This window comes from Pseudomonas sp. CH61 (assembly GCF_059429415.1).
The window spans coordinates 1,026,007-1,037,392 of the sequence record NZ_CM182098.1 but is presented as its reverse complement, the minus strand read 5'-3'; the positions used below and the strand labels follow the sequence as shown (position 1 = coordinate 1,037,392).

The following is an 11,386-nucleotide window of genomic DNA, read 5'->3' as shown; positions in this document are numbered from 1 at the left end:
GTCCGCGTATGACAGGCGAAATGAACATCCTCCCGCTCCCGCCCACCACCCCGGCGACCGTTCGCCCGCAGGTCGGTGAGCTGCTCAAGCTGCTGACCCCGGTCGAAGGCCTGATCGGCGCCGGGCAAAGCGCCAAAGCCGAGGTGTTGTCGCTCAAACAAGCGGATCAGACTTTTCAGTTATTGCTCAAGGTGACCGTCGATGGCGGCCGCCAGACCACCGTGCAGGCGACCAGCAATCTGCCGCTGCCGCAAGGCACCAGCCTGGCGATCACTCAGCCATCGGCGGGCAATCTGGCGATTACCGTGCAGCAGGCCATCGCCAGCAGCGTCGCCGCCCTCACCCGCATCGACACCGCACAATTGCCGGTCGGCACGCTGCTGCAAGGCAAGGTGCTGACCTCGCAGGCGCTGCCGCAGACGCCCGGGCAAGCGGCGGTATTCCGTTCGTTGGTCACTCTGCTCAACACCGCACAGAGCGGCAGCACACTGACCATCGACAGCCCGCAGCCACTACGCATCGGCACCCTGCTTTCGGCGCTGGTGGAAGACGCTCAAACCCTCAAGTTCCTGCCGATGAGCAGCCGCCAGGAACAACTCGCCGTGAGTCAGCAACTGGTTGGCCAGCAAAGTCGTCAGGCGTCCCTGACGGGGTTACTGAACGCGTTGCAAAATCTGCCGAGCGATAGCGATCAGACATCGCAGGATTTGCGCGCCGTGGTCGACAAACTGCTCGCCAGCCTGCCGGACGTGCAACAACTGAGCACCGCCAAGGGCGTGGCACTGGCGCTGGCCAACAGCGGCGCGTTCCTCGAAGCCAAACTGTTGACCGGCCAGAACCCGACGCTGGCTCCGGACATGAAAGCCGACCTGCTCAAGCTGATCGCGCAACTGACCCCGGGCCTGCCGAGCAGCACCAGTTTCAACGCGATCATCGCCGCCAACACCCTGGCGCAAGCGCTGCCGAGTTTCGTCCGCAACGCCCTCGGCATGCTCGGCCAGGTCAGCGCGAAACCGGTACCGAGCAGCTTCCCGCTGCCCGACCGCCTGCTGCAAAGCCTGGACGGCGAAGGCGATCTGGAACAGTTGTTGCGCCTCGCTGCTGCCGCCGTTTCGCGTCTGCAAAGCCATCAACTGTCGAGCCTGGAACAGACCGGCGTCACCGACGACGGACGCCTGCTCAGCACCTGGCAACTGGAAATCCCCATGCGCAACCTGCAGGACATCGTGCCGTTGCAGGTCAAGTTCCAGCGTGAAGAGGCGCCGGAGCGAGAGCCGCAACCGAACGAACGTCGTGATGAGCGCGAGCCCAAACAGCAACTGTGGCGCGTCGATCTGGCATTCGACATGGAGCCGCTCGGGCCGATGCAGATTCAGGCGCAGTTGATCGCTGGCAGCCTGTCCAGCCAACTGTGGGCCGAACGGCCGTACACCGCAGACCTGATCGAAAACAACCTGTTCGCCCTGCGCCAGCGCCTCCTTGATCGCGGGCTCAACGTCGGCGACATCGACTGCCACCTCGGCACCCCGCCGCAGGGCAACCAAACCCGTCTCGAACACCGCTGGGTCGACGAAACCGCATGAACGATTCCACTGCCCCACGCCAGGCCATCGCGCTCAAATACGACGGCAACCACGCCCCGACCCTCACCGCCAAAGGTGATGACGAACTGGCCGAAGAAATCCTGCGCATCGCTCGCGATTGCGAAGTGCCGATTTACGAAAATGCCGAATTGGTGCGGCTGTTGGCGCGGATGGAATTGGGCGACAGTATTCCCGAGGAGCTGTATCGCACCATCGCCGAAATCATCGCGTTTGCGTGGAATCTGAAGGGAAAATTTCCCGAGGGACAGGATCCGAATGCGCCGATGGTCGAGAGGGACGTCACCGATCGCGGGGATGATTACTGATCGTTCCCACGCTCTGCGTGGGAATGCCGCCCGTGACGCTCTGCGTCACATTTCACAGGCGGAACGCGGAGCGTCCCAAGATGCATTCCCACGCAGAGCGTAGGAACGATCCCGGTACGACAATCAGTTCTTGTGAAGTTTGCGCATCAACTCCGCCTCAGCCTGGGTCAACCCGCAGGACTGAGTCAGTTCATCGACGCTTGCGCCCATCCCCACCAGTTTCGCCGCTTGGGCGAATGACAGGCTCGACGGGTCGCGCTGTTCCAACTGAACGATTTTGTCCGGCAACGGACTGACTACCGCGCGCAGCTCGTGCAGGGCTTCGCCCATGCGCACGTTGCCGTTCTGGTAATCGTCGACACGCTTGGCCAGGTCCTTGATGCGCTGATCACGCAGCGCATCGCCCTGAGCCTGTTGCGCAGCGATTACCCGCTGCGCCTTGATGTACGACACAAACATTGCCAGCGTGCCTGCCCAGAAGAGGAACAGGACAATGACCGCGACCTCGAGAATCAATCAGATATTCTCCAGGTCCGACCATTCTTCTTCGCTCATCATCTTGTCCAGCTCGACCAGGATCAGCAACTCGTTGTTCTTGTTGCACACGCCCTGGATGAACTTGGCCGACTCTTCGTTGCCGACATTCGGCGCCGTCTCGATTTCCGACTGACGCAGGTAAACCACTTCGGCCACGCTGTCGACCATGATGCCGACGACTTGCTTGTCGGCTTCGATGATGACGATACGGGTGTTGTCGCTGATCTCGCCGCTGTTCAGGCCGAAGCGCTGACGGGTGTCGATCACGGTGACCACGTTACCGCGCAGGTTGATGATACCCAGCACGTAGCTTGGCGCGCCCGGCACCGGAGCGATCTCGGTGTAGCGCAGCACTTCCTGAACGCGCATCACGTTGATGCCGTAGGTTTCGTTGTCCAGTTTGAAGGTTACCCATTGCAGGATCGGATCTTCAGAACCTTTTGCATTCGTCGCCTGACTACTCATACCCTGACCCCTCGAAAAAACCGCTCTGGGCGGTGTGTGTTCTGTGTGGCGGCATTCAACAATGCCGTCGCCTGATTGTTATGTCGGCTGCTATGTCGGTTTATGTAGCGGCTTGTGGCCGCTGAGGTGCTTTGCCCCACCGCTGGCGATCAACTCGGCCAGTGCGGAAACGTCAAGCAATGCACACATGTGCTCAATCACGGTGCCGGCGAGCCATGGCCGCTGACCCCGGTGACTTCTCCATTTGATTTCATTCGGGTCCAGACGCAACGAGCGGCTGACCTGATGCACCGCCAGGCCCCACTCGTAACCTTGTACCGAAATCACGTACTGCAAGCCCTGACGGAAGTCATCGCGATAGCGATCCGGCATGACCCAGCGCGCGGTGTCCAAGACTTTCAGGTTGCCGGCCTGGCTCGGCAGGATCCCGAGGAACCATTCCGGTTGACCGAACAACGGCGTCAGCTCGTGGCCGGCCAGCGAATAGATCGAGCCGAGGCACACCAGCGGCACCGCCAGCGTCAGGCCAGCGACATCGAACAGCAGGCATTCGAAGGCTTCCGAGGCCCAGGCCGGGCGACCATCGGTTTCCACCGGTGGCGGCGTGTTGTTCGGCGGCAGATGCACTTCGACCAATGGCGGCACCAGCGTCTGCTCGACGGGTGCGGGTGCAACTGGAGCAGGTGCTGGAGCCGGTTCGACCACGGCCGGTTCCGGCGCGGTTTTCAGCAATTGGGTTTGCAGCAGCGGTGCCAGTGTCGACACCGATGCGCGAACCGGCTCGGCTTCTTCGATCAATGCCAGCGGTGCCTTGGTCACCGCTGCGGCGGCAGGCGCGGCAACCGGCGCAGCAGGCCGGGCAGCCTTCTGCGCATCACGCGCCTGCTCTTCCAGCACCGCAGCCTGGAACTCGTCAAGCGCCTCGCTGCTTTCCACAACTTCAGGCTGCGCCTCAATGACCGGCGGCAGCTCTTCAGGCATTTCCAGCAGCAAATTATCCAGATAAGACTGCAGCGCCAATTGCGGACGCGATGTGAGCTTGACTGGGCGGTTCATCGGTCAACAGCGCCGGACAGGGAAACCGCGTCGCCTGCTTCGCGAGCAGGCTCGCTCCCACAGGATTTGTGCAAGTCAGGCAGGCGTGATCGGGACAGGTTCATCTCAAGCCACCTGCGGAACAAGTTGTTGCGCCAACAGGTGCTTGAGCAGCGCGCGATAGGCCAGCACGCCACGGCTCTTGCCGTCGAATTGCGAAGGCGTGACACCGGCTCGGCTGGCGTCGCGCAGACGGGTATCGACCGGGATGTAACCCTGCCAGATCTCGTCGGGAAATTTGTCACGCAGCACGCGCAAGGTATGCATCGATGCTTGTGTGCGGCGATCGAACAGGGTCGGCACGATGCTGAACGGCAGCGCCTGTTTGCGTGAGCGGTTGATCATCGCCAGGGTGTTGACCATACGCTCCAGACCTTTGACGGCCAGGTGTTCGGTCTGCACCGGGATCACCAGTTGCTGGCTCGCCGCGAGGGCGTTGACCATCAGCACGCCGAGCAACGGCGGGCTGTCGATCACCGCGTAATCGAAGTCCTGCCACAACTGCGCCAGACTCTTGGCGATTACCAGACCCAAGCCACTCTGCCCCGGCGACTGCCGCTCAAGGGTTGCCAGCGCGGTACTCGATGGCAGCAGGGAAATGCGTTCGTCACTGGTCGACAACAGCAACTGCCCCGGCAGGCCTTGCGGCACGCTGCCCTTGTGCAGAAACAGATCGTAGTTGCTGTGTTCCAGGCTGTCGGGATCGTAGCCGAAATAGCTGGTCATCGAGCCGTGCGGGTCGAGATCGACCACGACCACGCGCTTGCCCGCCTCGGCCAGCAATCCGGCTAAAGCGATGGAAGATGTGGTTTTACCGACACCACCCTTTTGATTGGCGACTGCCCAGACTCTCATTCAGTTCGTTCCTCCCGGCCGATATGCTCGACCGAGACATAGCTCAGCGTGTTAATGCGGGTGACGGAGAATTGACGGCACTCTCGCGTCCCGGCGTCTTGACCGGGGTCGGTGCAGTTTGTGTGCCAGCCCGCTTCAATGCAGCGTCCGGTTGCGCATTGGCGGTTCCGGTGCCCGTGAGGCTGCGACGTACATCGAGATTGCGCGAGACCACCAGAACCACCCGGCGATTTTTCCCCCGGCCTTCAGCGGTAGCGTTGTTGGCCACCGGTTGAAACTCGCCGTAACCCACCGATGCCAATCGGCCAGGGTTTACGCCCTGCATGGCCAGCATGCGCACGATGCTCGCCGAACGCGCCGAAGACAGTTCCCAGTTGGTCGGGTACTGCGCGGTGCGGATCGGTTGGTCGTCGGTGAAGCCTTCGACGTGAATCGGGTTGTCGAACGGTTTCAGAATCGCTGCAACCTTGTCGATGATGTTGAACGCAATGTCACTCGGCATGGCGTCGCCACTGCCAAACAGCAGGCTGGAGTTGAGTTCGATCTCGACCCACAGCTCGTTGCCGCGCAAAGTCATCTGGTTGGAACTGATCAGGTCACCGAACGCGGCGCTGATGTCATCGGCGATGCTTTTCAGCGGATCGCTGGCGCCGGCGATACCGGCGTCGATCTGCTCGGCGTCCTTGACCAGCGGTTTGGCCGGGGTCACGGTTTTCGGTCGCTCGTCGCCGATCGGGATCGGTTTGAGCGCGCGGTCGGAGTCCTTGAAGACCCCGACCAGCGCTTCGGAAATCTCCTTGTACTTGCCTTCGTTGATCGACGAAATCGAGTACATGACCACGAAGAACGCGAACAGCAACGTGATGAAGTCAGCGTAGGAAACCAGCCAGCGTTCGTGGTTTACATGCTCTTCCTGGTGGCGACGACGGGCCATGAGGTTATTCCCTTAATCCATGAAGCCTTGCAGCTTCAACTCAATGGAGCGAGGGTTTTCACCTTCGGCGATCGACAGGATCCCTTCCAACAACATTTCGCGATAACGCGACTGCCGCAACGCGATTGACTTCAGCTTGGCGGCGATCGGCAGCAACACCAGGTTGGCACTGGCCACGCCGTAAATGGTCGCGACGAAGGCTACGGCGATACCGCTGCCCAACTGCGTCGGATCAGCCAGGTTGCCCATCACGTGGATCAGGCCCATTACCGCACCGATGATGCCGATGGTCGGCGCGTAGCCGCCCATGCTTTCAAAGACTTTCGCCGCTTCGATATCGCGCGCTTCCTGAGTGTAGAAATCCACTTCGAGGATGCTGCGGATCGCTTCCGGCTCGGCACCGTCGACCAGCAGTTGCAGGCCTTTGCGCGAGTAATTGTCGGGTTCGGCATCCGCCACGCCTTCCAGACCCAGCAGGCCTTCCTTGCGTGCGGTGAGGCTCCAGTTGACGACGCGATCGATGCCACCGGCCAGATCGACCCGTGGCGGAAACAGAATCCAGGCAAGGATCTGCATGGCGCGTTTGAACGCGCTCATCGGCGATTGCAGCAGTGCGGCACCGATGGTGCCGCCCAGTACGATCAATGCCGCCGGGCCGTTGGCCAGCGCACCGAGGTGACCACCTTCAAGGTAGTTACCGCCGATGATGGCGACGAACGCCATGATGATCCCGATAAGGCTTAAAACATCCATCAGATACACGCCTCGACAATGTGCTTGCCGATGTCGTCGAGGCTGTACACCGCGTCGGCGAGGTCGGCTTTAACGATGGCCATCGGCATGCCGTAGATCACGCAGCTGGCTTCGTCTTGCGCCCACACGGCGCTACCGCCCTGCTTGAGCAGACGCGCGCCTTCACGGCCGTCGGCGCCCATGCCGGTCAACACCACCGCCAGAACTTTGTCGCCGTAGGATTTCGCCGCCGAACCGAAGGTGATGTCCACGCACGGCTTGTAATTCAGACGCTCGTCGCCCGGGAGGATTTTCACCGCGCCACGGCCATCGATCATCATTTGCTTGCCACCCGGTGCGAGCAACGCCAGGCCCGGACGCAGGATGTCGCCATCCTCGGCTTCCTTGACGCTGATGCGGCAGAGCTTGTCGAGACGCTCGGCAAACGCCTTGGTGAACGCTGCCGGCATGTGCTGGATCAGCACGATCGGCGCCGGAAAGTTCGCTGGCAACTGAGTCAGCACGCGCTGCAAGGCAACCGGGCCGCCCGTCGAGGTACCAATGGCAACCAGTTTGTAGGCTTTGCGTTTCGGTGCCGGCGACGACGCGCTGGCAGCCGGAGCACGGCTTGGAGCAGGTGCATGCACAGGCGCGGGTGCCGGACGTGCCGGTGCGCTGGTGCTGTGGCTGCTGAAGCTGGATGGCGCCGAAGCCGGTGCAGGCGTTGGCGCTGCGGCTGGAGCCGGCGCGCTATAAGCACTGAAACGACGATTACTGCGCGAAATGCTATGGACCTTTTCGCACAGCAACTGCTTGACCTTCTCCGGGTTGCGCGAGATGTCTTCGAAATTCTTCGGCAGGAAATCCACCGCGCCGGCGTCCAGCGCATCGAGGGTCACCCGGGCGCCTTCGTGGGTCAGCGAAGAGAACATCAACACCGGGGTCGGGCAGCGCTGCATGATGTGCCGCACTGCCGTGATGCCGTCCATCATCGGCATCTCGTAGTCCATGGTGATCACGTCCGGCTTGAGTGCCAGGGCCTGATCGATCGCCTCTTTACCGTTGGTAGCGGTGCCGACCACCTGAATGCTCGGATCCGCTGAAAGAATTTCCGAGACGCGGCGGCGGAAAAAACCCGAATCGTCCACCACCAGGACTTTGACTGCCATAAACACTCCATTAGGTGCAGCGGGACGTTGTCGCCCCGCCGCCCCGGATTCAAATACGCCGTGCGGCGTAACGCTTGAGCATGCTTGGAACATCGAGAATCAGCGCGATGCGGCCGTCACCGGTAATGGTGGCGCCGGACATGCCCGGAGTGCCCTGCAGCATTTTGCCCAATGGCTTGATGACCACTTCTTCCTGACCGACCAGTTGATCGACGACGAAGCCGATCCGCTGAGTGCCTACCGAAAGGATCACCACGTGGCCCTCACGCTGCTCTTCGTGAGCGGCGGAGCTGACCAGCCAGCGCTTGAGGTAGAACAATGGCAGCGCCTTGTCCCGCACGATCACCACTTCCTGACCGTCGACGACGTTGGTGGTCGACAGGTCGAGGTGGAAGATTTCGTTGACGTTGACCAACGGGAACGCAAACGCCTGATTGCCGAGCATGACCATCAGGGTTGGCATGATCGCGAGGGTCAGCGGCACCTTGATGACGATCTTCGAGCCCTGGCCCTTGGTCGAGTAGATGTTGATCGAACCGTTGAGCTGGGAAATCTTGGTCTTCACCACGTCCATGCCGACACCGCGTCCGGAGACGTCGGAGATCTCGGTCTTGGTCGAGAAACCCGGGGCGAAAATCAGGTTGTAGCACTCGGTATCGCTGAGGCGATCGGCCGCGTCCTTGTCCATCACGCCGCGTTTTACCGCGATGGCGCGCAGGACATTCGGGTCCATGCCTTTGCCGTCATCGGAAATCGACAGCAGGATATGGTCGCCCTCTTGCTCGGCCGCCAGTACCACGCGACCGCCACGGGCCTTGCCCGACGCTTCGCGTTCTTCCGGCGACTCGATGCCGTGGTCGACCGCGTTGCGCACCAAGTGGACCAGTGGGTCGGCCAGGGCCTCGACAAGGTTTTTGTCGAGGTCGGTTTCTTCACCCACCAGTTCCAGGTTGATTTCTTTCTTGAGCTGACGCGCCAGATCTCGAACCAGACGCGGGAAGCGCCCGAAGACCTTCTTGATCGGCTGCATCCGCGTCTTCATTACGGCGGTCTGCAAGTCAGCCGTGACCACGTCGAGGTTCGACACGGCCTTTTGCATGGCTTCATCGCCGCTGTTCAGGCCCAGACGCACCAGACGGTTACGCACCAGCACCAACTCGCCGACCATGTTCATGATTTCGTCGAGACGTGCCGTGTCGACGCGCACGGTGGTTTCGGCTTCGCTCGCCGGTTTTTCCGGTGGCGGTGTCGCCGGCGCACGGGCCGGAGCCGGTGCAGCAGCAGCCGGTTTTGGCGCTTCGGCTTTTGGCTCAGGCTTGGCGGCAGGCTTGGGCGCTGCAGCAGCGGCCGGTGCCTTGGCAGCCGGTGTGGCGACGGTCGAAGCACTGCCAGCAGCGGCAGTGCCGACTTCGGTGAACTTGCCTTTGCCGTGCAATTCGTCGAGCAGCGATTCGAACTCGTGATCGCTGATCAGGTCGCTGCCGGCAGCGGCGGCCGCTGGAGCAGCCGGCGCCGGTGCCGAAGCAATCGCCGACTCCAGCGCATCCACGGCAAAATTGCCCTTGCCATGCAACTGATCGAGCAAAGCTTCGAATTCGTCGTCGGTGATGTCAGAGCTGTCGCCCTTGGCCGGAGCCGCAGGGGCTGCCGCCGCTGGCGCAACCGCGTCCACCGCGAACTGGCCCTTGCCGTGCAGTTGATCGAGCAACGACTCGAACTCGGCATCGGTGATTTCATCGCTCGCTGCTTCAGCGGCCGTTTGCGCAGGCGCAGCAGCGGCCGGGGCTTCAGCTTCAGCCTTGACGGCGTTCAGCGAATCCAGCAGTTGTTCGAATTCGTTATCGGTGATGTCGCCCGAGTCGCCTTCGACGACCAGTTCTTCGATCATCTCGGCCACCGGCGAAGCCGGGGCTGCGTCCGCCGATTGCGGTTCGGCCAGACGCGCCAGGGCGGCCAGCAGTTCCGGGGTGGCGGCGGTGATCGGAGCACGCTCACGAACCTCAGTGAACATGCTGTTCACCGCGTCCAGTGCTTCGAGGACAACGTCCATCAGTTCTGCATCAACGCGACGCTCACCCTTACGCAGGATGTCGAACACGTTTTCGGCGATGTGACAGCACTCCACCAGCTCATTGAGCTGAAGGAAGCCGGCGCCCCCTTTTACAGTGTGGAAACCGCGAAAAATTGCGTTGAGCAGATCTGCGTCATCCGGACGGCTTTCCAGCTCGACCAGTTGTTCGGACAGTTGCTCAAGAATCTCGCCGGCCTCAACCAGGAAATCCTGAAGGATCTCTTCATCGGCGCCGAAGCTCATTAATGGGGTGCTCCTACAGGTCTAAAAACCCAAAAAACCTAAAATTCCAAAACTCTAGAACCCGAGGCTGGATAACAAATCGTCCACATCGTCCTGACCGGACACAACGTCTTCTCGTTTATCGGCATGAATCTGCGGACCTTCACCCTGCGAGAGATGTTTTTGTGGATCTTTTTCTGCAAGCATCGCGGCGCGGTCATGTTCGATGCCCGCAAAGCGGTCGACCTGACTGGCCATGAGCACAAGTTTGAGCAAATTGCTTTCGACTTCGGTGACCAGTTGGGTCACACGCTTGATCACCTGACCGGTCAGGTCCTGGTAATCCTGGGCCAGCAGGATGTCGTTGAGATTGCTCGACACCGCACGGTTGTCCGTGCTGCTGCGTGACAGAAAACCGTCGACCCGGCGCGCCAGTTCACGGAACTCTTCAGCCCCGACCTCGCGACGCATGAAGCGACCCCAATCGGCGCTCAAAGTCTGGGCTTCGTCAGCCAGACCATTGACCACCGGCGTAGCGCTTTCCACCAGATCCATGGTGCGGTTGGCCGCGGCTTCCGTCAGCTTGACCACATAGCCCAGGCGTTCGGTGGCGTCGGTGATTTGCGACACTTCCTCGGCCTGCGGCATGTTCGGGTCGATCTGGAAGTTGACGATCGCACTGTGCAGTTCACGTGTGAGCTTGCCCACTTCCTGGTACAGGCCACGGTCACGGGTCTGATTGAGCTCATGGATCAGTTGCACAGCGTCGCCGAACCTGCCTTTTTCAAGGCTTTCGACCAGTTCGACCGCGTGTTTTTTCAGGGTCGACTCGAAATCGCCCTGTGAAGATTCGTTATGCTCCATAGCTCCCCCGCGCGTTCATCAGCCGATGCGTTCGAAAATCTTCTCGATTTTGTCTTTCAACGCCTGAGCCGTGAAAGGTTTGACTACGTAGCCGTTTACACCGGCCTGAGCGGCTTCAATGATCTGCTCGCGCTTGGCTTCTGCAGTCACCATCAGCACTGGCAGGTGCTTGAGTTTTTCATCGGCACGCACGTGACGCAGCAGGTCGATACCGGTCATGCCCGGCATGTTCCAGTCCGTTACCAGAAAGTCGATGCTGCCGCTGTTGAGCACTGGAATGGCAGTCACGCCATCGTCAGCCTCGACGGTGTTGGTGAACCCAAGATCGCGCAGCAGGTTCTTGATGATCCGCCGCATCGTTGAGAAGTCATCAACGATGAGGATTTTCATGTCTTTGTTCAATTCGACCTCCAAGCAGTCTTAAACGCGCCCAGCACCTGGACGCGCCACTTCAATCAATCGGCGCAGCACTCGAAGACTGTCTGGAGCACAACAGAGCAAGACCGGTGCCGTTCATCACCGCACCAGCCTCG

General features: G+C 60.9%; 12 protein-coding genes. 2 read left to right on the top strand and 10 right to left on the bottom strand.

All coding sequences use genetic code 11. The features are described from left to right. The first annotated feature begins 8 nt into the window (after positions 1–8). Both fliK and AC5SEM_RS04685 read left to right on the top strand, forming a co-directional pair. Complete coding sequence (gene fliK / locus AC5SEM_RS04690; protein ID WP_495472277.1) at positions 9–1,583, top strand: flagellar hook-length control protein FliK; 1,575 nt, start codon at positions 9–11, stop codon at positions 1,581–1,583. Continuing rightward, positions 1,580–1,909, top strand: coding sequence for an EscU/YscU/HrcU family type III secretion system export apparatus switch protein (locus tag AC5SEM_RS04685; RefSeq protein WP_495472276.1), 330 nt, complete (start codon positions 1,580–1,582; stop codon positions 1,907–1,909). The genes fliK and AC5SEM_RS04685 overlap by 4 nt, the downstream gene beginning before the upstream one ends. Before the next feature lie 123 nt (positions 1,910–2,032). Here the strand turns inward: AC5SEM_RS04685 and AC5SEM_RS04680 are convergent, their stop codons facing one another. From AC5SEM_RS04680 to AC5SEM_RS04635, 10 genes are all read right to left on the bottom strand, one after another. Then, positions 2,033–2,425, bottom strand: coding sequence for a DUF2802 domain-containing protein (locus tag AC5SEM_RS04680; RefSeq protein WP_102900473.1), 393 nt, complete (start codon positions 2,423–2,425; stop codon positions 2,033–2,035). After that, positions 2,426–2,911, bottom strand: coding sequence for a chemotaxis protein CheW (locus tag AC5SEM_RS04675; protein ID WP_007919980.1), 486 nt, complete (start codon positions 2,909–2,911; stop codon positions 2,426–2,428). A 90-nt stretch (positions 2,912–3,001) separates the two neighbouring features. Next, positions 3,002–3,967, bottom strand: coding sequence for a CheW domain-containing protein (locus AC5SEM_RS04670; protein WP_137219124.1), 966 nt, complete (start codon positions 3,965–3,967; stop codon positions 3,002–3,004). Positions 3,968–4,072: 105 nt separating this feature from the next. Then, on the bottom strand, positions 4,073–4,861 hold the full coding sequence (locus tag AC5SEM_RS04665; RefSeq protein WP_008077691.1) for a ParA family protein: 789 nt from the start codon (positions 4,859–4,861) through the stop codon (positions 4,073–4,075). 43 nt (positions 4,862–4,904) lie between these two features. After that, positions 4,905–5,795 carry a flagellar motor protein MotD gene (motD, locus tag AC5SEM_RS04660; protein ID WP_495472275.1) on the bottom strand — a complete coding sequence of 297 codons (891 nt, stop codon included), beginning with the start codon at positions 5,793–5,795 and terminating at the stop codon, positions 4,905–4,907. Between the two features lie 12 nt (positions 5,796–5,807). Next, complete coding sequence (locus AC5SEM_RS04655; protein ID WP_016987476.1) at positions 5,808–6,548, bottom strand: flagellar motor protein; 741 nt, start codon at positions 6,546–6,548, stop codon at positions 5,808–5,810. After that, a complete protein-coding gene (locus tag AC5SEM_RS04650) occupies positions 6,548–7,696 on the bottom strand; it encodes a protein-glutamate methylesterase/protein-glutamine glutaminase (protein ID WP_495472274.1) in 1,149 nt (382 codons plus the stop codon). Before AC5SEM_RS04650 ends, AC5SEM_RS04655 begins: the two co-directional genes overlap by 1 nt. A gap of 49 nt (positions 7,697–7,745) precedes the next feature. Continuing rightward, positions 7,746–10,010: a chemotaxis protein CheA gene (locus AC5SEM_RS04645; RefSeq protein ID WP_495472273.1), complete on the bottom strand. Its 2,265-nt coding sequence runs from the start codon at positions 10,008–10,010 to the stop codon at positions 7,746–7,748. A 54-nt stretch (positions 10,011–10,064) separates the two neighbouring features. Then, positions 10,065–10,853 carry a protein phosphatase CheZ gene (locus AC5SEM_RS04640; RefSeq protein ID WP_034151516.1) on the bottom strand — a complete coding sequence of 263 codons (789 nt, stop codon included), beginning with the start codon at positions 10,851–10,853 and terminating at the stop codon, positions 10,065–10,067. Between the two features lie 18 nt (positions 10,854–10,871). After that, positions 10,872–11,243 carry a chemotaxis response regulator CheY gene (locus tag AC5SEM_RS04635; RefSeq protein ID WP_161986607.1) on the bottom strand — a complete coding sequence of 124 codons (372 nt, stop codon included), beginning with the start codon at positions 11,241–11,243 and terminating at the stop codon, positions 10,872–10,874. Positions 11,244–11,386 lie beyond the last annotated feature (143 nt).